The sequence below is a fragment of the Psychrobacter sp. ANT_H56B genome (genome assembly GCF_008369245.1).
Lineage (GTDB): Bacteria > Pseudomonadota > Gammaproteobacteria > Pseudomonadales > Moraxellaceae > Psychrobacter > Psychrobacter cryohalolentis.
Map to the genome: position 1 here is coordinate 41,256 of NZ_VOBF01000008.1, position 24,347 is coordinate 65,602.

At 41.7% G+C, this 24,347-nt stretch carries 20 protein-coding genes; 4 read left to right on the forward strand and 16 right to left on the reverse strand.

Annotated elements, in window-relative coordinates:
* Positions 1-74: 74 nt before the first annotated feature.
* Complete coding sequence (gene surE / locus FQ082_RS10050; protein ID WP_149492986.1) at positions 75-884, reverse strand: 5'/3'-nucleotidase SurE; 810 nt, start codon at positions 882-884, stop codon at positions 75-77.
* A gap of 541 nt (positions 885-1,425) precedes the next feature.
* On the opposite strand from surE, the gene FQ082_RS10055 reads away from it, so the two are divergent.
* Together FQ082_RS10055 and FQ082_RS10060 are read left to right on the forward strand one after the other, a co-directional pair.
* Complete coding sequence (locus tag FQ082_RS10055; RefSeq protein WP_262498198.1) at positions 1,426-1,836, forward strand: MCR_0457 family protein; 411 nt, start codon at positions 1,426-1,428, stop codon at positions 1,834-1,836.
* A 496-nt stretch (positions 1,837-2,332) separates the two neighbouring features.
* Positions 2,333-3,499 (forward strand): D-alanyl-D-alanine carboxypeptidase family protein, encoded by a 1,167-nt coding sequence (locus FQ082_RS10060; protein WP_149492988.1) that lies wholly within the window; start codon positions 2,333-2,335, stop codon positions 3,497-3,499.
* A 112-nt stretch (positions 3,500-3,611) separates the two neighbouring features.
* Here the strand turns inward: FQ082_RS10060 and FQ082_RS10065 are convergent, their stop codons facing one another.
* From FQ082_RS10065 to FQ082_RS10125, 13 genes are all read right to left on the reverse strand, one after another.
* Positions 3,612-5,468, reverse strand: coding sequence for a sensor histidine kinase (locus FQ082_RS10065; RefSeq protein WP_149492989.1), 1,857 nt, complete (start codon positions 5,466-5,468; stop codon positions 3,612-3,614).
* Positions 5,469-5,696: 228 nt separating this feature from the next.
* The gene (der, locus tag FQ082_RS10070) at positions 5,697-7,139 is read right to left on the reverse strand and encodes a ribosome biogenesis GTPase Der (RefSeq protein WP_011513006.1); all 1,443 of its coding nucleotides are present in this window, start codon (positions 7,137-7,139) and stop codon (positions 5,697-5,699) included.
* 416 nt (positions 7,140-7,555) lie between these two features.
* Positions 7,556-8,764 carry an outer membrane protein assembly factor BamB gene (gene bamB / locus FQ082_RS10075; protein ID WP_149492990.1) on the reverse strand — a complete coding sequence of 403 codons (1,209 nt, stop codon included), beginning with the start codon at positions 8,762-8,764 and terminating at the stop codon, positions 7,556-7,558.
* A gap of 231 nt (positions 8,765-8,995) precedes the next feature.
* A complete protein-coding gene (locus FQ082_RS10080) occupies positions 8,996-9,790 on the reverse strand; it encodes a YfgM family protein (RefSeq protein ID WP_149492991.1) in 795 nt (264 codons plus the stop codon).
* Between the two features lie 50 nt (positions 9,791-9,840).
* Positions 9,841-11,145, reverse strand: a complete 1,305-nt coding sequence (gene hisS / locus FQ082_RS10085) for a histidine--tRNA ligase (RefSeq protein ID WP_149492992.1) — start codon at positions 11,143-11,145, stop codon at positions 9,841-9,843.
* Between the two features lie 64 nt (positions 11,146-11,209).
* On the reverse strand, positions 11,210-12,325 hold the full coding sequence (gene ispG / locus FQ082_RS10090; RefSeq protein ID WP_011279968.1) for a flavodoxin-dependent (E)-4-hydroxy-3-methylbut-2-enyl-diphosphate synthase: 1,116 nt from the start codon (positions 12,323-12,325) through the stop codon (positions 11,210-11,212).
* A gap of 91 nt (positions 12,326-12,416) precedes the next feature.
* On the reverse strand, positions 12,417-13,232 hold the full coding sequence (locus FQ082_RS10095; protein ID WP_149493065.1) for a helix-turn-helix domain-containing protein: 816 nt from the start codon (positions 13,230-13,232) through the stop codon (positions 12,417-12,419).
* Entirely contained in the window at positions 13,229-14,161 is a 933-nt protein-coding gene (pilW, locus tag FQ082_RS10100; RefSeq protein ID WP_262498199.1) for a type IV pilus biogenesis/stability protein PilW, read from the reverse strand. The genes FQ082_RS10095 and pilW overlap by 4 nt, the downstream gene beginning before the upstream one ends.
* A gap of 230 nt (positions 14,162-14,391) precedes the next feature.
* Positions 14,392-15,633, reverse strand: coding sequence for a 23S rRNA (adenine(2503)-C(2))-methyltransferase RlmN (gene rlmN, locus FQ082_RS10105; RefSeq protein ID WP_262498200.1), 1,242 nt, complete (start codon positions 15,631-15,633; stop codon positions 14,392-14,394).
* Between the two features lie 351 nt (positions 15,634-15,984).
* Positions 15,985-16,416 carry a nucleoside-diphosphate kinase gene (ndk, locus tag FQ082_RS10110; protein WP_055124481.1) on the reverse strand — a complete coding sequence of 144 codons (432 nt, stop codon included), beginning with the start codon at positions 16,414-16,416 and terminating at the stop codon, positions 15,985-15,987.
* A gap of 312 nt (positions 16,417-16,728) precedes the next feature.
* Positions 16,729-17,145, reverse strand: a complete 417-nt coding sequence (locus tag FQ082_RS10115) for a lysozyme inhibitor LprI family protein (RefSeq protein WP_149492994.1) — start codon at positions 17,143-17,145, stop codon at positions 16,729-16,731.
* A 265-nt stretch (positions 17,146-17,410) separates the two neighbouring features.
* Positions 17,411-18,700: an adenylosuccinate synthase gene (locus FQ082_RS10120; RefSeq protein WP_149492995.1), complete on the reverse strand. Its 1,290-nt coding sequence runs from the start codon at positions 18,698-18,700 to the stop codon at positions 17,411-17,413.
* 184 nt (positions 18,701-18,884) lie between these two features.
* Positions 18,885-20,189 carry an ATP phosphoribosyltransferase regulatory subunit gene (locus tag FQ082_RS10125; protein WP_149492996.1) on the reverse strand — a complete coding sequence of 435 codons (1,305 nt, stop codon included), beginning with the start codon at positions 20,187-20,189 and terminating at the stop codon, positions 18,885-18,887.
* Between the two features lie 507 nt (positions 20,190-20,696).
* Here FQ082_RS10125 and FQ082_RS10130 point away from each other — a divergent pair.
* The gene (locus FQ082_RS10130; RefSeq protein ID WP_149492997.1) at positions 20,697-21,086 is read left to right on the forward strand and encodes a DUF2237 family protein; all 390 of its coding nucleotides are present in this window, start codon (positions 20,697-20,699) and stop codon (positions 21,084-21,086) included.
* A 61-nt stretch (positions 21,087-21,147) separates the two neighbouring features.
* Entirely contained in the window at positions 21,148-22,365 is a 1,218-nt protein-coding gene (corA, locus tag FQ082_RS10135; RefSeq protein ID WP_149492998.1) for a magnesium/cobalt transporter CorA, read from the forward strand.
* Positions 22,366-22,488: 123 nt separating this feature from the next.
* Here the strand turns inward: corA and FQ082_RS10140 are convergent, their stop codons facing one another.
* Together FQ082_RS10140 and folD are read right to left on the reverse strand one after the other, a co-directional pair.
* On the reverse strand, positions 22,489-22,986 hold the full coding sequence (locus FQ082_RS10140) for a phosphate-starvation-inducible PsiE family protein (RefSeq protein WP_149492999.1): 498 nt from the start codon (positions 22,984-22,986) through the stop codon (positions 22,489-22,491).
* 136 nt (positions 22,987-23,122) lie between these two features.
* Positions 23,123-24,019 carry a bifunctional methylenetetrahydrofolate dehydrogenase/methenyltetrahydrofolate cyclohydrolase FolD gene (folD, locus tag FQ082_RS10145; RefSeq protein WP_149493000.1) on the reverse strand — a complete coding sequence of 299 codons (897 nt, stop codon included), beginning with the start codon at positions 24,017-24,019 and terminating at the stop codon, positions 23,123-23,125.
* Between the last annotated feature and the right edge of the window lie 328 nt (positions 24,020-24,347).

Below are 24,347 nucleotides of genomic sequence, written 5' to 3' on the forward strand. Positions count from 1 at the left end.
TCAAATTAACACTTTATAAGACCAGCATTTATAAGACTGCTATTTAAAAAATAAGCAATAATAACTCACTCAATTTATAAGACCAACGCTGATAGCATATCGAGTGTGGCAGCTGGCGTATGGTGCAAACGTACAGGCGACAGACTGATGTAACCTGCGGCAACCGCTTGATCATCAGTCATAATAGTACCAGACGAATCATGATCCGTATTATCTGCCAATATATCCTGACGCTTGCGTAGTGATAACCAATATGCATCTCGCCCGCGTGGATCTACCACATGATGGACAGGACGCGCTATTTTCCTATGCCCCAAAGCTGTCATTTTGCGACCGTTAATCTCATCAGCATTACTCACATCAGGAATATTAACGTTTAATACGTGATAGGGCAAATTTTTGCAAATATCCAATATTGGCGTATCTGTCAATAATTTCACAATCTCACTTGCTGCCATTTGATAATGACGCTCACATTCCTGTTCACTGCTTTTTGCCCCACCGCCTACCAATGAGGTCGCAATAGCGGGTATGCCAAATAACTGAGCAGTTAATGCCGCCCCAAAAGTGCCTGAAAACAAAACGTCTTGACCAAGATTGGCACCTGAATTGATCCCCGTAATCACACAATCAAAATCTGTGTCAGAATATATTTCGTTCAATGCCAGATAAATACAGTCCGATGGTGTGCCATTGACAGCAATAAAACCAGAAGGCAATTGATGAGTATATAAGGGTGTGGTGATACTTAAGGCACTAGCGCAGCCACTTTGCTCGCTAGCTGGCGCAACCACCATGACCTCGGCAATAGTAGATAATGCCTCATATAGTGCCACCAAACCTGGTGCATAAACACCATCGTCATTGCTCATTAAAATCTTCATATTTACTCAATCTATTTATGAATGACCGTTCATCCACTTATCTACGTTATTTGCGTAAAGTTGCTATAATCACTGCTATTGCTACTAATATCATTCTATTTAAAAGCATAACAATCAAAGCTATATCAGTTATTTATACTGCCCATCTATGTTTGTTTACATAGTAAATAGCTATGATTATTTCGGGCGATTATACCCTAATAGACTATTGAGACGAACCCACTCTTTATACATAATTTGCATAATAACGTAGTTTATTGAATGATTTTCCCATAGCAAGACCCCTATTTTTCAGCATTAGAAACCTGCGCTGAGGTTACAGTAGGCTACAACCCACAACATTTACAACTTATACTTTTATGTTGAGGTAACTTACCGGTTTATAATACGGCTATGTTGCTGGAGAGCTGATTTAGCTCACAATATCTCTACACATAAATCAATATTTTATGTGACATTTGTTTTTTTACCCATTAACATAGCACCATTAAATAAAGATAAGCGAGTGTGATACTGAATGAAAAATCAATCGATATTATCTATGACTTCTGTGTTGGCAAGAAGTGCCTCAAAAGTCGGGCTAGCAGCATTGATAACATCTATTGCGATGCTGTCTCAAGCCACAAATGCTGCACCCAATTCTGCGACGACCATACCTTTAGATTTATCTGGTATCAATATCACAAAACATGAAATTGCGGTTATGCAAGTGCTGTCAGAGATATGCCCGCCGATGCTAAATGGTAAGCAAAAGCAACGTTTTTATAAGTCTTATAACGTGCAGCTTCATGAGTTGATGCCATCATTAGAAGACCCAAAAGCAGCTATCCAGTACTTATCTACTCAGCAAGATTATCGTCAAATTCTGCAAGGTATTCGTAGCTGGACGATGGGATTTTCTAAGCAAGACAATAAAGCATTGTGTGAAGATTTAGCGAATGCTGAATATTAGTAGTAGCCCTTTATTGATACGCTATGTTATCGAAATACGTTTTTAAGCCATATTAAGAGGTTAAAGAGGTAAAGATCGCCATAATTAACGATAACAATCTACTTTCTTATCTCTTTAATATCTGTATAAAGTGGTCAAATAGGTATTATATAAGCCAGTGCTGAGTGTTTATTTAGTTGACTCGCTACAAAAAGCTTGCTGCTATCCTTATTAAATAATAAGGATAGCAGCAAGCTTTTTTATGAGTGAAGTTTATAAAATTATTCACTCTATTTTTAATAACGTCTTATTTTATTGTATTTATCGTTTCCCCATCGGGCGGCATTTTGCTAAGATAAGGCGTTAATTTTATGTCCGTTGCTTTAGTCTCCTCTACTCTCAAAAAATCCATGGTTTAACCTGAGATTTGACATAGTCTGCCAAAGATTGTGTAAAGGTAGTGGTGTTGGGGACAAGCGACAGATACATTTGGTTTTATGATGCGGTGTAACAATCTATGACAGTAAAGCGTGTGAAAAAACAGCTGGTGCAGCTGGTAGTGGGTGTCAGTATTTCTATGGGTGCAGTGATGGCAAGTGCAGCCATACAGCCGCCTGAGATGGCAAATACTGCGTATGTATTAATGGACTATAACACGGGTGAAATTTTGGCACAGAAAAATGCCAATCAATCCTTGCCGCCAGCATCTTTGACCAAAATGATGACCAGTTATATCATTGAACAGCGCTTAGCTTCAGGCGACCTCAAAGAAACCGATCAGGTGTTGATGAGTCCAAGTGCTTGGTGCCGTGGCAGTAGTAGCCAGTCGTGCATGTATGTACCGGTGAATAAGAGCGCAAGTGTCATCGATATGCTACGCGGTATTATTATCCAATCAGGTAATGACGCCTCAAAAGCAATGGCTGAGCATATCGCTGGTAGCGAAGCATCGTTTGCTATCTTGATGAATGAGCAAGCGCAAAAGATTGGTATGAAGAATACCCATTTCGTCAACTCCACTGGTATGCCTGATGAGGGTCACCAAGCGTCTGCTTTAGATTTGGCCAAGCTATCACGCGCCATTATCAAAAACAGCGGCGATTACTACAGTATTTATTCAGAAAAAGAGTTTACCTATAACGGTATTACTCAAGGTAATCGTAATGCCCTACTCGCTACCGACCCTACTGTTGATGGTCTAAAAACAGGACATACGGATGCAGCTGGGTATTGCTTAGCAGCCTCGAGCAACCGTGAAGGTATGCGCCTAATCTCTGTCATTATGGGCACTGAAAGTCAGCAAGCACGTGCTGATCAGTCGCGTGAGTTGCTCAATTGGGGTTTTGGACACTTCACAACGGTTACTCAAGCACCTGCTGGTCAGTTTGTCAGCAAAGTTCCTGTCTGGTTTGGTGAAGCAAAAGAGATAGAAGTAGCGACTGGTGATAATTTGCAGATTTTGACCACTAAGACTCAAAAGAATAAAATCACTACTGTGGTCGATATTCCTGAAAGCTTAGAAGCGCCTATCAAAAAAGGTCAAGAAATCGGTAAAATGATGGCTGTGATAGATGGCAAAGCAGTGGCTTCTGTGCCTGTGATTGCGACAAGCGACATTGAGCAATCAGGTTTTATGAGCCGTATCTGGCAACGTTTTTCTCGTTGGACCCAGAACTTATTTTAAGCACAATGATATCGTTTTGAAATAATGCTTTTATCATGAAGTTCAACATAAAAAAGACGTCTCATATCGAGGCGTCTTTTTTATGTCTAAAATTTTATATTTCTAGCTATTTTTATGACCATGTCAGCCAGCTTTTTAGTAAATCACTTAACGCTTTGTCTTCGTATTTGGCAACTTCGCAGTAGTCTATACCTGCAGCCTTTAGACCAAACTCAAAATCGGCTAAATGTTTTGCTTGCTGCTGTGGATACCAAAACACCAGTAACGTTCGATATTCTGTCTCAGCCGCACGAATATGACTCGCTAATAAAGCTGCTTTTCTGGGGAACACATCTTCTGCAAACATCAGCATGTCAAATTGCTTTGCATGTACCTCATCGATAACCAGTTGCTCATGTTGATAGCAGGCCACATCAGCACCCAAATGCTGTAATTGATCTACCAACAATCCTTTCTCATGATAATAGTAATAAATAATTTTTAAGCCACGCAGATGTTGCTGTTGTTGAGAATGGTGTTGATTAGACATGGGAATAGTAACTGTAAAATTCGTACCAATACCTAAAGTGCTATCCACTTCAATGCTAGCCCCCATCAGCTGAGCCATTTGCTTAACCACTGGCAGACCAATTCCCGACCCTTCGTATTGACGAGTTTGCGAGGAATCCACCTGAAAAAATGGATTAAAAATATCTTCAATAAAACTGCTATCAATCCCGATACCAGTGTCCTTTACGATAATCTGCCAGCGATTGCTGTTATCAAAATGGGTCAGTTGCGACGTAATAGTGATTTGACCTGCTGGTGTGAACTTCATGGCGTTACTGACCAGTATCGCTAAAATTTGCTGTATTCTTTCAGCATCGCCTTCGAGGATATAATCATTATGATGGATATGACTGATTAACGTTAAGCCCTTTTTCTTAATAGTTGGCTCAAACTCTGCCAATAAGTCAGCGATTAGTTGCAATGGATTAAATTCGTGCACATGTAGGCTGATTTGACCTTTCTGGATTTGATTTAACTGAATAATTTGATCTAAGGTTAAGACCAGCTTTTCACTACCCTCTCGAATAATATCAACCGCGTCTCTTTGCTCGTGATTTAACTTTTCATCATCTAGTAGCTGTAAGCCGCCAACGATCGCATTTAATGAAGTTTTTAGCTCATGGGTAATCATACTTTGAAAATTATGTAGCTGCACATCAAGCGACACATCTTTATGATGCAGTTGTTGCTCGAAAGCCGCAAGTGCATGATAATCTTGCTTTGCAATTTGTAGGCGATCAAATAGGATAATAAAAGCCTGTTTAATCTGTACCAACTCCTGAAACTCAAAACGCTGTTGAATCAGAGGTAACTGCTCAATATCTGGATTTTTTATAACTATATCGCAAGCTGCCGTCAGATTAGCGATATCTTTTGACGGCCAATTCAGCTTACGCAGGATAAACAACGCCCAAATAATCGCCAATAGCGTTGTCATAAGCCATAGCAGTAGGTTCTTTTTAATCCAATTCTCACGCAGCGTCGCCACATCTAAAGTGATATTCAGATAACCAACCAAAGCATCTTCTTTAGGTGAAATAATTTTATTAGTAGGATCGCCAACAACTGGATAGTTAAAGCTGACTGTATTAGCAAATAGCGCATTTTTCCAATCATCTCTTAATTGATTGGCTTCAACAATAGGCTGAGAGGTGGTATAAAATAAAATACTCTCAATGCCTTGCTCTTTTTCTAATAAAAAATGTATTTGTTCATCGACGATATCGGTGGAATCTGCTATCGATGCGCTGATAGTCAGTAATGTCGCTAAATCCTGAATATGCTGGCGCGTGTCTTTGTAATAGTGAACAAAGCCATAAATAAAGGACACTAATAGACCTGCCAAAACAGCCAAAACCATGGTCTGCATGATAGAGTGCCAGATAAGCGTAGGAAGTGTTTGATGCGGGCGGTTGTTCATATCACTCAACTGAGTTAGACAACTTTTGATTATAGTACAGGTATTTTATAGCGGTTATAAGTGAAAATTGATATTTTAAGGCAATTAATGAATAGTGCCCTAAATTGCAAAATGCCATGACAACTGATACAGCCGTCATGACAAAGCACATTTAAAAAGCCTGATAGATAGTATCAAAGGATTTTTATCGGCTAGCTACTACTACCCAAAAGCGCAAATATGATTACATTAACGCTTTTTATCTTTGTTGGTAAATCTCGGCTTATCTTTGGTGGTAAATTTCTGCGCACGATTACGTTCACGTTGACGCAGTTGTTGGGTTTTGGCTTTGGTTGGCGTATCGCTTTTATTAGCATACGGGTTTTCATTCAGTTTAAAGACCACGTTTAGTGGCGTGCCTTCTAACTTGAATACCTGACGGAATTGATTTTCAAGATAGCGCTGATAGCTCTTAGGTAACGAACCAGTTTGATTACCATGAATGACGATAACGGGCGGATTGTGTCCACCGATATGCGCATAACGCAACTTAATACGGCGACCAGCGACCGTTGGCGGTGGATTGGCAGTAACAGCATCTTGCAAAATCTGCGTCAAACGGTTAGTTGATACCTCAAACATTGACGATTGATAAGCACGCAAAATAGACGGATATAAATTACCCACGCCCGTACCATGTAATGCTGAGATTTGATGGACTTTTACATAAGGGATAAAGTTGAAACGACGATCCATCTCAATTTTGATATAGTTCTTTTGATCGGCAGTCAAACCGTCCCACTTATTAATCGCAACCACTAGCGCACGACCTGCGTCCAGCGCATAGCCAATCATATGCAAATCTTGATCGACAATACCTTCATGAGCATCAATAACAATAACGGTTACATTAGAGTCTTCAATCGCTTGTAAGGTTTTGATAACTGAGAATTTCTCAACTTTTTCATCGATTTTACCGCGGCGACGAACACCAGCCGTATCAATCAATACGTAATCTTTACCTTCACGCGTATATGGGATATAGATACTATCACGAGTGGTACCAGGCATATCAAAGACGACAACACGGTCTTCACCAAGCAAACGGTTGACTAGCGTCGATTTACCGACGTTTGGACGACCGATAATAGCAAGTTTCAAACCTCTTGGCTCAACCACATTTTCTTGACTAGGCATATCAGCGGTTAATACTTCAAGCAGATTGCCGACACCGCGACCGTGACTTGCCGCCATTGGATATGGTTCGCCTAGACCTAATGCATAAAATTCAGCAGGCGCCGAATCATGCACGCCATCGACTTTGTTGGCAACGACATATACAGGCTTGCCAAGGGTGTGTAAAAACTTACCAATCTCAGCATCAGCACCAATCATCCCTGCGCGTGCATCAACCACAAATACAATGATATCGGCTTCATGAATAGCAGTATACGACTGTTCAGACATATAATCATCAATATCGCCTCTGCCATCGTCCGCTTCACCAATACCACCGGTATCAACGACAATAAAAGCTTTGTCTTCGTAGGTCGCATCACCGTATTGACGGTCACGAGTCAATCCTGACAAATCAGCAACCAATGCCTGCCGACTTTTAGTGAACTGATTAAATAAGGTGGATTTACCGACGTTTGGACGACCAATTAAGGCGACCACAGGCTTGATACTCATGGGTTACTCTCAGTGAAAGGCACAATGACGGACAGTGCAACTACTTAGATACAATCTCTTTTACAACGTAAATTTACCGTTATAAAAAAGCAAAAAGTAGCAGCCGTTGACCGAAAATTTAAATGAATGATAAGATAAAACGATAGCCAGAAAATAGTTCTTGGCTATCTTACAATGAATAAATGATATTCAGAGGAATGCATCATATATGGATATTATCTGTCACTATTATATATAGATAACGCCAATAATGCACCGGTCGCATAGCGTACGCGAAAGCCGATATGTAAACAAGCAATTTTACAAGGCATTAAACACTGACTATGCAGCGTTTTCTGTTCATTTTACTATTAAGTGACCTATTTAATGAGCAATATAGAAAAATGCTCATTAAATAGGACTGCAAGTCATTAAGATTAGCGTGCCAACTGCCAAATCGCTACTTGACCTGAAGTACTTTGAGTTATCAAACGGCTGCCTTGCACTTGCAAATTGGTCAATGCGCCTTTGGTCTGTACACGGCTGACAATCTTACCAGTGGCTGGGTCAAATAAATGCACAACCCCATCAAAATCACCTACTGCGATATAGTTGCCAATCATCACAGGATTAGTCAAATGGCGATAGGCCAATTCTTCACTTTCCCATAGAACAGCACCATTACTGCGGTTGTAAGCAACCACTTTACCGTCTAAGCTTGTCGCAACCACTTGCTGATTGTTGACTGCAAGCGCTTTTAAACTGGCAAGCTCATTAACAAACATCACTTGGCGCGATGCCAAATCAATACCGAGTAACTGACCACTATAACTAATGGCAAATAACTGATTGTTATCTACAATTGGCATACCATCAACATCGCTCATGCGTTCAACTTCGCTGCTGCCTGTACCCACACCAACGCGTCTTGACCATAGCGGCAAACCATTATCTACCGTGACAGCATGCAAGCGTCCATCGGCAGTCGCTAGCAACGCCGTCTTAGCATCTAATAACGTTGGTGCAGCGCTACCGCGCACACTAATCGCTGGAACTTGGGTAGCAAACTGCCAAACTGACTGACCGGTCTGCAGCGATAAGCCATGTAGAAAACCATCATTGGCTGACAAGATAACGCGGTTATTGCTAATGAGCGCCGGCGTTAGCACTGAACCAGTAAGCTGTTGCTGCCAGCGTTTTGCACCTGTTACGCTATCAAATGCCATAACCAGACCGCCACGAGTACTAATAATAGCAGTTTGGCTTAGCTCGTCTATCGCAACACCACCTGTAATCTGGTCGCCAACATTTACTGACCATAAACGCTGACCAGCTTTGTCAAAACCCACCAAATCACCACCGCGCGAGGCAGTAACGATTTGCGAGTTGGCATAACCGACTTGCAAAGTAAGCGGATCTTTTTTACTGACGTTTTTATTACCAAGGTCGGTACTAAAAACCGGCTGCAATACGCTAACAGGTTGCACGATTTGTACCAATTTTACAGGGTCGTTGACGACTGGCTTGATACCTCGATTACACCCAATGACCGCAGTTGCCATCACTGCAATTACGGCTACATGCATGGCCGTTGAGCGCATGGTCTTGGCTTTGATGATTTTGTTAAAGCGAATAGCTTGAGTCATTATAGGTCTCACTACAAATAAATTAATCATTAATAAATTAGCATTTAATCAGTGATAAAAAACGATAATAACTTAGTACAAATAAGTATTAGTTACCACCATATTACTTCCGACTGATTAGGCTACTTCCTTTGTAGAACGGTTTGAGGTATTACCATGTCTATTCTATCGAAATTAGTACTCAATTTTTTAATACTAAGTCTTTATTGCCGAATATTTAGCACTAATATTTTATGCACCAGCACCGGTATTGGCTGCTACTGAATCTTCGCTCACTGGTGCTTGCGATGTGGCCGTAGACTCTTGAATAAGGCCAGTTTGTTCAGCGATAGGCTCAGGGACGATACCCAAACTTTCCATTTTCAATGCCAATACTGCGCGAGTTTCTTGACGCTCACGTAATAAGCTCCAAGCATTATTATAGGATTTAATCGCTGACTCTGTATTGTCTTGTGCCAAATAAATATCACCCAATAATTCTTGCTGACTGGCTTCAAATGAGCTTGGCATATCACGACTGGCTTCTGTTAATGCTGCTTTTGCATCGCCTGCTGCCAAAAGTGTGGTCGCATAGCGCAAACGGGTAATTGCCTCTAGACCCGCATCACCCAAATCAATCGCCAATGCTTTTTTAAAGGTATCGCCTGCTGCCTTAAAATCATCATTGTCAACTTGCTGACGCGCTTTAATCATTAAAGCCTGCCAAGCATAGACCGATTCTCCATGAGTGCCAACTAAAGTATCGATGTTCTTATTTAGCTGAGTACGACTCTTCTCTAACGATGCTTTTGCTTCCGCTTCTAGATCAGGATTTTGCGATGCCAAGCTAACTTCTTCATTAAGACGTTGAATATCCGCATATTGATCGGCTGCAACGGTATCGACACGTGCATGATTATCCTGCCAATAAGTCCAGCCAAAATAAGCGGCTAACGCCAATAAAATCGCGGTGACAATATAGCTGCCATACTGCTTTAACGCTTGCATTGAGTTGTCTGCATTCGGCGAATTAGGGGTCAGAGCCATATACTTTTACCTGATCAATTTATATTAAAGTGCTAATGCTACGCTCACTACTATTTATGGCGAGAAAAGTTATCTTTATCCGACAGCCAATCTTGCGCTGCTGTTTTTTGTTCGCCAGTTTGCATATCTTTGATGCTAATGGTTTTATCATCCAGCTCTTGCTGGGCGATAATAATGGTCAGTGCAGCACCTGACTTATCCGCCTTTTTCATTTGTGCTTTTAAGCTGGTGGCACTTGCCATTTTGACGCGCAAATCTGGACGGCTATAACGCAGGTTTTGAGCATAACTAATACCCGCACTATAAACCTCAGGATGGGCGACCACAAATACATCACAAGCAGGCATATCAGCAATAGGCGCGACAACTTCCATAAGAAGCAATAAACGCTCAAGCCCCATGGCAAAACCAACTGCAGGTTCAGATTTAACCGGTTTATTATCGCCTTTACCATCACGGTTATCAGCAGATTTTAGCTGCCCAACCAAGCCATCATAACGACCGCCAGCACAGACAGTCGCTTGGCTACCAAGCTTGTCAGTAACCCACTCAAAAACAGTTTTATTATAGTAATCAAGACCACGCACCAGATGCGGGTTGATTTCAAAGTTGATACCAAGCTCCGTTAAATAAGCTTGTACTTGCTCAAAATGCGCCACGCTTTCTTCACCTAAAAAGTCAGCAAGCTTAGGCGCATCTACCAATAGGGCTTGGGTGCTGGCTTCTTTGCTGTCTAAAATACGTAGCGGATTGGTCGTCAGGCGACGCTTACTATCCTCATCTAACTGCTCTTGCTTATCGGTCAGATAGGTGACCAACGCTTCACGATAAGCATGACGCTCATCAATTTCGCCCAGACTATTTAGTTGCAAACGCATCTCATCTTTTAGACCCAGCTCTTGCCACATCAAATGAGTCATCGCAATCAGCTCGGCATCAGCGTCTGGTAAGGCACTACCAAAGCTTTCAACACCTATTTGATGAAATTGACGATAGCGACCCTTTTGTGGGCGTTCATAGCGGAACATTGGACCAATATACCAAAGCTTAGGCGTATCACCGCGTAGTAGATTGTGCTCATTTACCGCTCGTACTGCCCCTGCCGTACCTTCAGGACGCAAGGTAAGCGGCGTTGGTGGATCAGATTTATCGGTAAAGCTATACATCTCTTTTTCAACGATATCCGTAGCACCGCCGATCGCGCGAGCAAACAAATCGGTTTGCTCAACAATAGGCAAGCGAATATGCTCATAACCGTATCTGCCTAGCACATTAGCCAATATAGACTCTAGATACAGCCATTTTGCAGACTGTGCAGGCAAAATATCATTAAACCCTTTAATCGCTTTAATCATGGTACGGTTATGTCCTTTAATTTTTAACAAACAGCTCTATAATTTTTATTAATAAAACGCTTTATTATCTAACACGTATAATCTCGTTTTCGCGTTTTTTTGCCAATTCTTCTGCATGGGCGCGTACCATACCTTCTATCTCATCAACCAGATTATCTGTATCAATCAGATGACTTTTTTCGCCCATACGGTAGACCAGAGACTTTGGTGCGGCGCCAACAATACCGATATCAGCTTCCTTCGCTTCACCTGGACCATTTACCTTACAGCCAATCACCGATAAGTTCATTGGTTCACGAATATCCTCTAAACGCGACTCTAACGCGGTCATCACTCTAATCACGTCGAACTCTTGACGTGAGCAGCTTGGACAAGCAATGAAATTGACACCATTAGAGCGAATATTGAGCGATTTTAAGATATCAAAGCCAATCTTAATTTCTTCTTCTGGCTCTGCAGCTAAGGAGATACGTATCGTATCACCGATACCGTCTAATAATAAACCACCCAGCGCGATAGCAGATTTGACTGAACCAGTACGATAAACACCAGCTTCAGTCACACCTAAATGCAGAGGATTATCAATTTGTGCTGAAATCAAACGATAGGCATCCATGGTCAAAAATACGTTGCTGGCTTTAACCGATACTTTATATTGATCAAAATTAAGACGTTCTAATATATCAATATGACGCATTGCCGATTCGAGCATCGCTGCGCCATTTGGCTCTTTATACTTACGCTGAATGTCTTTTTCTAAAGAGCCAGCATTAACACCGATACGAATAGGAATATTGTAATGCTTGGCACAGGCGACTACTTCGCGTACTTTAGCGTCACTACCGATATTGCCTGGGTTAATACGTAAACAATCTGCACCCGCTGCCGCAACGGCTAAAGCAATTTTGTGGTCAAAATGCACATCTGCTATCAAGGGTACGCTGACCAACTTGCGAATTTCACCAAACGCTTTAACGGTATCCATCGTGGGAGTAGAAACTCGCATCAAATCAGCGCCTGCTTCAACACAGCGCTCAATTTGGGCAACAGTCGCTGCCACATCGCAGGTATCGGTATTGGTCATACTTTGCACACTAATCGGCGCATCACCACCAATCGCGACATCACCGACATATATTTTCTTCGTAAGACGACGGTTAATAGGCGCTGACGTTGACATAGACAAACCCTTTCATGAAAGCAGTAAAAACGAGAATAACAATAAAACCAAGGTAATAATATTTACTTTAAAAACTGAACCAATCAATAAATTAAGGTGCCAATTCAAAACTGGCTTGGCTACCATTTGCATAGCTGTTTAAAGCGACAGATTGCTGATTGAGCATTAAACGCACGTTATTAATATTATCAATCTGTACGTTAAAAGGTGGCATACCTGATAACTGATAATTACCCGCATTCTGCGAGCCCGCGATCAAGCTGCTACCAGTAGCATCCGTAATAGTGACGACAGCAGCATCCGTCAGCTTAACATCCAAAGTGGCAGGAGCAACGTCGCCACCGCCCAAGTTTAGTGCTGAACCTGAAGCGCTAACACCTGTAACATCGGTATTAATAGCTGCGCCTTGTGCTTGTTCTACTGCTGAGATATCTTCAGAGCTAGATATAGGCTGCTCGGTATTTTCCTTGCTGGCATTACTAACCATACGGAATAGGAAAATCGCTAAAATAATGACACCGATCACTGCGATAATTAGTAGCGGATTAAAGCGAATACGATTGTGTGTATCGCGCTGTAGCGTACCCATAGGCTGCAATGGCGACTGAGTATTATTAGCCAAACGCGATTTCAGTTCATTTGGGTAAGCGGCATCAAAGCTACTGGCTATTCTGACTGGGTCGAGACCCAAATATTTGGCATAGTTGATCGCAAAACCGCGCGCAAACGCCACTTGCGGTAAATCTGCGAAATCTTCATTTTCTAACGCTTGCAGGTGACGTTTTAAAATAAACAATTCATTTGCCGCGTCGTCCAAGCTTACTTGCTTAGCTTTGCGAGCTTGCTGCAACATGGCACCAAATGATCCCTGAGCGTTAAAGTTTGTGTTTGATGATGGGGTGGTCATTTCCATGGTGCCTCTGGATTGTTAAGCCAAGTCTTTAGTTGTTTTGCTTCATCACTTAATGGATAAGCAGATAAAAGTTGCTGTGCCAATTGTTGGCGTGTCTTGATGTTTTTTTGTGCTGCCGCCAATTTGATACCTTGTAGGAGCAAGCGCGGACTAGTGCCCTGCCCTTGCACCAGCATCAATGTCTCATCATAGAGCCTTTGTGCTTGCTCAATACGCTGCTGCTCAAGTAATAAATCAACCAGTTCAATATGGGCAATGATACTATTTCGATTGCCATCTAGAGCACGTAAAAAAGCCTTTGCCGCTGCAGGATGGTCATTGAGCTGAAGGTAGGTACGACCTAAGTTCTCTAACGCCCCAATACGACCTTCGTAACCAAGGGCAGCACCAGCGATTTCAAACTGCTCAGCTGCCTCTTTATAACGCTTCATTTGCGATAAATACACGCCATAATTATTGTGAGCTTGATCAAAATCTTTATCGAGCGCAATGGCTTTTTTAAAGTATTGATCCGCTTTTTCAAGATTAAGACGGCTGCCTTCTTGCTGCAACAAAACGCCCATCATATCATAGGCGGGTGCATGACGGCTATCGGCAGCAAAGGCTTTTTCGAGCTGTCTTTGGGCAGCATCAAGCTCGTTTTTGCGGATATATTGTGCAGCAAGTGTCGTTCGAACGCGAGCAATTTCTTGCTGATCCAATTTGCGATTGTCATTGGGTTGCGTTGAGGTTTGATAAGGCGTGCCCGTTATTAGATCGTTAGTTGGCGTGCTTTGACAACCAGAAATCAATAAAGCGCTTAGCGTGCCAGCAAGCAATACACGATGAGCGCTTTTTCTAACAAAAACTGTAGCGCCCAACTGCCTCGCTGCATGAGAAAGAGATGTTTGATACTTGAACTGACAAGAATTTTTAGAAGTCATTATAGCCGCCATCATAAAACTGTGATTCAATGCGCTGAATTAATGCGTTCGATCATCGAGGCATCAGTTTAATAGATTTAGCCTCCATAAGTACAATTTAGTTGTCATTAATTGTCTTGTTCCCTTAGCGTCAGCATTGGCGACTACATTTTATTACCGTTTTGATGCAAAAAAGACAGCTCAACATCTATATTCCAGAAAAAAATTGCGCAGTCAGTCTCACTATCTCATCAGATATTTTCGCGGTCTTTAATACTTTGCTGCCAAGCGGCTGAGCGACGCGTTCTGTCAGCGACTTGCCCTACCAATTGCCCACAAGCGGCGTCAATATCATCGCCGCGCGTTTGACGAATGGTACAAACAAAACCAGCTTCACTTAATATATTACTAAAAGCATGAATACGATTATTACTCGACTTATCGTAATTTGCATGAGGGAACGGGTTAAACGGTATCAGGTTAATCTTACTTGGTAAATCACCCAACAATGCGACCAATTGCTCAGCATGCTCATTACTATCATTGACACCATCTAGCATCACATATTCAATGGTCACGTGTTTCTTGTGGCGCGGGTTCACGTCAAAAACGTAATTTTTCGCCGCTGCCATTAACTGCTCTAATGGATATTTTTTATTAATCGGCACTAATTCATTACGCAACTCGTCATTTGGTGCATGTAATGAAATTGCTAAAGCCACGTCAAGCTCCTGTGCCAACTCATACATCTTTGGTACCACACCTGAGGTGGATAGAGTGACACGGCGCTTTGATAAACCATAAGCATGGTCACTGAGCATCAATTCCATCGAGCTGACAACAGGACGATAGTTTAGTAACGGCTCCCCCATGCCCATCATGACGACGTTGGTAACGTTGTTTTCCCATAAACTATGATCAACATTTTCTAAACTATCATTTTCATCAGTCATATAAGAAGCATTTGCCACCCATAATTGTCCAAGAATCTCAGCCGCCGTCAAATCGCGCTCAAAGCCCTGCTTACCCGTACTACAAAAGCTACAGTCCAGCGCGCAGCCGACTTGCGAGGAGACACACAAGGTTTTACGACCGTTTAATTTGCTGTCATCTGCGGGAATTAGTACGGTCTCGACCAACGAGCCACCCGTGACTTCAAATACCCATTTACGCGTGCCGTCATCACTGTATTGACGATGAATCACTTTTGGCGGAATGACGCAGGCATTGGCTGACAATTTATCACGTAAAGATTTACTTAGATTGGTCATTTGCTCAAAGTCAGTGACACCCTGCTGATATATCCACTTGATGACCTGCGTCGAGCGAAACGGCTTTTCACCAATACTCTTAAAGTATTCCGCCAGTTGCGCTTGTGTCATACCTAGTAGATTGGTTTTCGCCTGCGCCTCGTCTACTAATTTTATACTCTTAGTAGTCTTAGCAGGTACATGTTGGACGTCAGTTTGAATAGGGCTTTGAGCAGTTGACATAATAAATAACCTTTTTGCATCTACTGGTATGAGCGATGCAATTGTTGAGATGGGTGTTGCTAGACGTACTCAATATATGAGTGCATGAGCAATCCGTTATGAGCGCATTTTTTACCAAAAACTGAAAGCAATATGCTGATAAAGGATTGATAACGCTATATAAAACTAATAATGAGGGAGAAAAGTTGTAATTTCAACACTAAAATTTCAACACATAGTGAGACTATTATAATAGCTAAAACGGCTTATACCAAAAGATATAAGCCGTTTCGCTACACTAATTATTAATTAGCACTGTTATTATGCATAACAGCTATTATGCATAAAAGCGGCTATCAATAATAACTGCTATTAACGCGTACGTGCACACACTTCTTCTTCATTGAAGAAGTAGCTGATTTCACGTGCAGCTGATTCAGCAGAATCTGAACCATGAACCGCGTTTTCATCGATGCTGCTAGCGAAGTCAGCACGAATGGTGCCTTCAGCGGCGTCTTTTGGGTTAGTAGCGCCCATGATATCACGATGCTTAGCGATCGCATTTTCGCCTTCTAATACTGACACCAATACTGGACCTGAAGTCATAAATGACACTAGGTCGTTATAAAATGGACGTTCAGCGTGCTCAGCGTAAAAACCGCCCGCTTTTTTATCATCAAGTTGCATCATTTTAGCAGCAACAATTTTTAGACCTGATTTTTCAAAACGGTCATAGATAGCGCCGATGTTATTGCCAGCGACTGCGTCAGGTTTGATGATAGATAAAGTACGTTCGTTAGCCATGAAAAGCTCCTAATAAATAAGTGAGAAGTTAAATAATTTACGTTGTCTGTGATCACTGCGCTGAGCGAATTCATTTATGCATGTCCAATACGGATACGCAATACGAAAATACAGTGCTCAGCGAATGATTGCTGCCTATTATAATGATTAGGACTGTAAATGATAGGGTTAATTACTCTAACTGCTCAGAAAAGCAAGGTTTAAAAAAGCTTTAAAATTACCATGTGTAAAAATGGATAATTTTGAAGCTTTTTTATATAGAGGCAATATTAGTCACATTGCAAAGGATTTTACAAACGTACAATTGGCTAATTACTCTCCTAAGCGACTGTCGCGGCAACTGCCAGCGCTACATTCACGTGCCCGCTCATTTAAGAAGTTTACACGTTTGATAGTGGTACGGGTAGCACAGTCCATGTTGACATAAAAACCACCTTCATCATGATAGCTACATTGATCATTACGGTCACGCATCCAAGCTAACTGCCTACGTTTGAGTTTAGATTTTTGCGTACTACTTAAGAATTTATTCAATTTGGTATAAGAATTATTGAGCTCTTTATCTGCTTCCAAGTATACTTTGGTTAAGCAGTACAATCCGTCAAAGTCATTAACCGGTTTATCACAATTCTGTGCGCCCCAAGAGAGCATAGGAAATATGAAAGCCGCTGACGTCAGTATCGCTAAAGACGTTTTACCAATAGTATGATTAACGATATTCATTTTCATAACAGATCCCTCTTATTAATTGATGGCTAAAAAAATCCTTTTTACCCTATTGCCTTTACAAGGCTATTTGCTCACTTATTAAATACTATTTGATAGAGATAGTAATCTCACTACACTTTATCACTATAAGCTTATCCCTTTTTGAAAGCGTTTATCTCGACTTTATGTAATTAAGAAGTGCCAATATTTTAAAAAAATGCCGTAAAAAAACCCCCATTGCATTTAGCCAATGGAGGTTATTGTTACTAAGTAACTTTTTTACCAATTAAACGTCATACGGATCGCGTAATACGATAGTCTCTTCACGATCAGGACCGGTTGAGATGATATCAACTGGGCAACCAATCAATGCTTCGATACGTTTGATATATATTTTGGCATTTTCAGGCAGCTCATCGTAGTTAGTGATACCAACCGTTGATTCGCTCCAGCCTTGTAGCGTTTCGTACTTTGGCGTTACCGCTTCGTAGAACTCTGCATCATGCGCGCCTGCACACTCAGTCTCAGGTAAGTTATAACCCACACCGATTAGTAATTCTTCTAGACCATCTAATACGTCAAGCTTGGTTAGGCAGATACCTGACATAGAGTTAAGTACCACTGCACGGCGTAATGCTTCAGCATCAAACCAACCACAGCGACGCGCGCGACCAGTAGTCGCACCAAATTCATGACCGACTTTGGCTAAATGTGCACCAACATCATCAAACAATTCAGTTGGGAATGGACCACTACCAACACGGGTGGTATAGGCTTTCGTGATACCAAGGACATAATCTAAATATAATGGACCGATACCCGTACCTGTAGATACACCACCAGCGGTTACACTTGAGCTGGTCACAAACGGATAAGTACCGTGGTCGATATCAAGTAATGTACCTTGCGCGCCTTCAAACATTAGGTTCTTGCCAGCAAGGCGCAATTGGTTCAAATCTTCAGTGACATCAGTCACCATGCCTCTGATTTCTTCTTTCCACTCTTTACAAAGCTTAAGCGTTTCATCAAAATCAATCGCTTCAACTTTATAATACTGAGTCAGCTGGAAGTTATGATATTCGATTAAGTTACGTAGTTTTTCTTCTAAGTCCTCACGGAACAAATCAGCAAGTTTGATGGCACGGCGCGCAACTTTATCTTCATAAGCTGGTCCAATACCACGACCAGTCGTACCAATTTTACCACTACCACGCTTGGCTTCACGCGCTTGATCAAGGGCAACATGATATGGCATGATCAGTGGGCAGTTAGGAGAAATACGTAGGCGCTCACGTACTGGTACGTTATTGTCTTCTAAACCTTTCATCTCTTTAAGTAGTGCATCAGGTGCTAATACCACGCCATTACCAATAAAGCAGGTAACGCCTTCACGCAAAATACCAGATGGGATTAGGTGTAAGACGGTGGTTTTACCATCTACAACTAACGTATGTCCAGCATTATGTCCGCCTTGGAAGCGTGCAACTGCTGAGGCTTTTTCGGTTAGTAAATCGACGATTTTACCTTTACCTTCATCGCCCCATTGGCTACCTAAAACTACGACATTCTTACCCATGATAAATCCTTACCTTAATATATTGAGGTGTGTGCAATAAGTGTTTAAAACTACCTATCAAAACGAAAGTAATGCTAAAAACGATACTTTAAATAAAGTATGTTTCTAACGACTTAATCACTAAATATCTTTTTATAGCAAACGCTTTTTTTATAGCATTTATAAATGTTAAATATTTTCAAAGTTAAACCGCGTGTAGCTGCCATTGGTTATCGACAAGGCTTAAACGATGAGTCATACCCACTGGCATATCTTTTGCCGTTAATGGCATGGTCACGCGATAGCCCTGCTGACGTAAGCTTGCCACTTGCTGTAATAATAGCTGCAGCTGCTCATTTTCTAAATCCTTGAAAGCATCATAATCCACTAGCACAATAACAGGTGCATCAAGCTGAGTATGCGCGAGCAAACGGCTGACATCCATACTAAAGCCAGTTGCTTGACGTGGCTGATTCGTGGCTAATTGATTACTTTTCATACCATCAAAGCGCCCGCCACGTACCAGCGGCTGAGTTTCACTATTGATATAACCATTGAACACAATGCCCGTATGATAATGATAGCCTGATAGTTCGGTCACATCGATACTGACCGCACACTGCCACTGTACTTGCAAGTGCGCTTTTAGACGTTGTAGCTCATCAATAGCTGTGACAATTTGTGTATCTTGCTGCGCATTCTCTGACAATCTTCCAAGCAGATTTGCAATGTCATGACCAAAGCGCGCCAAGGTATAAAAATCGCTACCCAGCGGTAGCGCTTGGCAAACCTGCTTAAGCTCTGGCAAGTTCTTGTTGGCATAAAGCTGCATCAATTGCTCAGTATCACTTTCTGATAATACCGCCAATTCTGCCAAGCGCTTAAATATCGCTACATGACCCAAATCAATGTGTAATGCTGCGCTCATCTCTAGGCTATTGAGCATGCTAAATAAAACATCAATCAGCTCAATATCTGCTGCAATGGACTTACAACCAAATATCTCAGCGCCGAGCTGTAGCGGTGTACGAGAGCCAAAAAGCCCCGATGGCAAAGTATGAATCACATCACCTGCATAGCAATAACGCGCGATGCCATCGCCGCCATGGTGTGCATCAATACGTAGAATCTGCGGCGTGATATCCGCGCGTATGCCCATCAAACGACCCGTTAGCTGATCGATAATCTTAAAGGTTTGACGCTTTAGATCCTCTGAGGCTCCGCTCAGTAGCGATTCAGTAAACTCAATCATTGGCGGATTGACCAACTGATAGCCATGGCTGATAAGTTGCTGGATCAATTGATGTCTAAGCACTTCTTGCTTATGGGCGTCTTCAAACAACACATCGACCACCCCATCAGGCAGCAACCAGCTGTTGGCAACATCGCTGGCAAGATTGCTTAAATAAGGTAAACGGTTGGGTGCGGCGGTAGTATCAGCGGTCTGAATAGCCGCTTGCTTGAGGGTATTTTGCAGGGCAGGTTTTGCAGAATCAGGACTGGCAGACACAATAAATCCTTGTTTGGCGTATCGCTTACCAAAAGCGCGGTAAAGATGCGGTACTTAAAGGTTATATTTCCAATTGCATAGATATCAGGCGTTTTTTATTTTTCACGCGCAACATCACTGACCCAATTATTGATAAGCAAACTAGGTAACCGCAAAAGGGTGAGTAATAGTATAAGTTGGGATGATAAGACGAGTATCTTTATGCGCTAAAATTTATGTGATAGAAAACTATGATAAATAATCAAGGCACTTTATGCTTTAGTTTAGCATAGCAGCCACGCTTCGCCTAGTGACAATTAACGGCAATCGCCATCTAATTTATTCTAATAACCTTAAAAACTGTCTTTTTTATGACAGATTTATCATCATAAATACCGTATTTCTATAGACAAAATATTGCGTTAACGAAGCAATATTTCCTCTAACTATCTGTTGCACCTATCGTTGAATAACGTCTTAGATGTACACTCATGTTACACTAGCCTATATTTTTATTTTGGAAGCCTTATGTCCTCTGATTATCATCCAAATCCTGCTACCAATCAAGCCAATGTGCTTGGCACTGCCCTAGCCAGCTGTTGTTTTGATCCGCTCACCGGTTATTATCGCAATGGTTTTTGTCATACGGGCAACCATGATGTTGGTCAACATACTGTTTGCGCCAAAATGACCAGCGAGTTTTTAAACTTTTCAGCCAGTCGCGGTAACGACTTAATTACGCCATTGCCCGAGTATGGTTTCGCCGGTCTGCAACCAGGTGACTACTGGTGTATTTGTGCGTTACGTTGGGTTGAAGCACTCGATTTAGGCATGGCACCACAAATTAAGCTTGAAGCTTGTCATGAGAGCTTATTAAATTTGGTCGATATTGATACGCTAAAACGCTTTGCCTTGTAATCCGCATCAGTTGCAGAAGTTATTTTATATTTATTTTTATAATTAGACAGAAGGAGTAGGTATGAACCAAGATGATGACCTGATTGTCAAAACGGCAACGCGTATCACACCTGAGTCTAATGTCAGTCTTATTGACGCCACTATCATAGACGAGCAGCACTCCTATCTAGACAATTATGACAGCTATATCTATGGCGATTCTGATGCGACGGTTGAGGACACTATTGAAACCATGACCGTCTATGATCCAGATTCTGAGCGCTATGAGGATATTGAGCCACTCAGTGCTAATGAAGTGGTCAATTGTTATGCTTATTCCCGTAAAACCGGTGAGCAGCTGAACAAAATAGCGCTCAAGGATGTCAGTCGAGCCTTGAGCAATAGTGGTCAGTTTATCTGGTTAGGTCTTTATGAGCCTAGCCTGCAAACGATATCTGAGGTAAAAGAAGCTTTTGATCTGCACGAGCTTTCAATCGAAGATGCTTTTGCCGATCATCAGCGCGCCAAAGTTGAAAGCTATGATAACGATACGATATTTGTGGTATTACGTACTGCTAAGCTTGAAGGTAATGTCATCCGCTACGGTACTACCGCGATATTTATGGGTAAGAACTATCTGATTACGATTCGTAATGGTCCTTCTAACTCCTATGCGCCAGTACGTGAGCACTGCAATCGCCGCCCTGAAAAACTGCGTATGGGACCTATATTTGTCTTGCACGCTGTAATTGATTTTATCGTCGATAACTATATGCCAGTGACCGACCGCTTAGGCAGCTATTTACGTGAGCAAGAGCGCAATATTTTTACTTATGAATTTAATAAAGAAACGCTTAGAAATCTATATGAATTAAAATCACAATTGGTGCATATGCGTGCAGTTATTTTACCAGTGCAGGATATCTGTAGCTTTTTTATAAACCATCAAAAAAGCGATTTAGTCTCACCATTTTCGCATGCTGCTAAGCCTTACTTTCGAGATGTGAATGACCATTTACTGCATTCTTTAGATGCCATCAATGGTTTAAACGAGATGCTCAGCGTGGTGATGAACACCTATCTTGCCATGGTAAATATGGGACAGAATGAGGTGGTTCGCAAGCTTGCGGCTTGGGCAGGTATTTTGGCAGTACCGACAGCGATTGCGGGTATTTATGGGATGAACTTCGACTTTATGCCTGAGCTACACTGGCAATATTCTTACTTTATCATTATGGCGGTTATCATTTCACTATGTAGCTTTTTATACCTTAACTTTAAGCGCTTAGGCTGGTTATAAACTCGCTTTTTAGATAAAAAAAGGCTGCCATTGGCAGCCCTTTTTTTATTAACAGATATTAATTATTGTTAATAACTCATCAACACCTATCATCCCTTTATTCATGGTATTTATCGAAAATAATTATTTAAGAAACTGCTTATTATCAACACAAGGTAAGTGATGCTCAGTATTAGTCACTTGATGGTCTTTCAAATAATCTTCTGGTCGCCCAAACATCTTAGCTGTCCAAGTCAATATAACAATTGACGCACTCAGCACCATAATGGCAAAGGAAATCGTTGCTAACAGCCATAAGTGAAAATTATCTGATACCGCCTGTACATCGACGACTAAATGTCGCGATAAAGCCGTAATCGCAATAAATATCAAGAACTGCACTGGCAAACGATGAGTCTTAAAATAGATCCCAATCATCGCTAACAGCTCTAGATAAATAAAGAGTAATAAGATGTCTTTCAAATCTGCTGAACCTTTTTGAAAGATAATAAAAAATTCTTTGCCCGCTGTCCAAACTACCACTACACTGATTAAAAATAAGATTATGTAATGAGAGATATCGACGAATTCTCTACCAATACCTTGTAATCGCTCATGAATACCCACGTTATGTTTAGCCATGTTAGATCCTATCAACGGTAAAGGGGTTGATTTAGCCTGAGTCTTTGTGCTGTCTACTGTGAAGTCTCAGGCTCCTTATCTATCGGCAATACGTGCTCTTATGATTAACTGATTAACTGATTAACTGATTAACTGATTAACTATTGTCTAAACCGGCAGCTTTTTCAGCCGCATCAACGGTCTGGCGAATAAGGGTATTAATTGTCATAGGGCCAACGCCACCTGGTACTGGCGTATAAGCACTAGCGATATTTTCTACACCTTGCAATTCGATATCACCGACACCGCCATTATCAGTCGGATGGAAACCTGCATCGATAACCACAGCCCCTGCTTTAATCCACTCTGCTTTAATCAATTCAGGCACGCCCACTGCCCCAACCACGATATCAGCACGCTTAATATGAGACTCTAAATCTTGCGTTCTTGAATGGCAGATTGTTACTGTACAGTTGGCATTTAATAGCATCATCGCCATTGGTTTACCTAAAATTGCACTACGACCTACCACTACTGCCTCTTTACCAGCCAGCTCAATATTATGATGCTCTAGTAAATGCATGATACCTTGCGGGGTACATGAGCCATAAACGGACTGCTGCATTGCCATACGACCAAAGCCAAGACAGGTCACACCATCGACGTCTTTTGCCAAGTCAATCTGCTCAAAACAAGCACGCTCATCGATATGAGCCGGTACTGGGTGCTGCAGCAAAATACCATGAACATCTGGATTGCTATTCAGCTCGTCTATTTTTGCCATCAGCTCTGCAGTCGTTGTCGCACTTGGCATTTCAACCCGAATAGAATCCATACCGACACGCTTACAAGCATTGCCTTTCATACGTACATAAGTCGCAGAAGCAGGATCATCACCGACCAATATCGTCGCTAGGCTTGGGGTACGTCCTGTCTTAGCTTTAATAGCGTCTACACGCTTACTCAGTTGCTGTTCTATTTGTTTAGCAAGTGCTTTACCGTCCAAAACGGTAGCAGATCCTTGGGCAGTTGACGTAATAGACGCAATTGACATAGTAACTCCAATAGAGGGTGCGATAAAAAAAGTAAAGACAGCGCCGCAATTGCTTGCATGCCTGTCTTATCCTTGATCAAGGTATGATTGATACTCATATTGTACCTGCCTGAGCCAAAAAATCCTAGCACCCTATATTCGATTCAATTTAAAAAGAACACCGTACTGCTGGGATAAATTTTACGAAGCCTCTGGAGTGCGAAGCGCAAAGCAAGCGAGAGAAATTTATCCCAGCATAATGCTATTCTAAGCATACTCCTTTATATTGAACTCACTATATTAAAAAGCCATAATTAAAAAAACAATAACGTGACCATAAAAAAGTCGA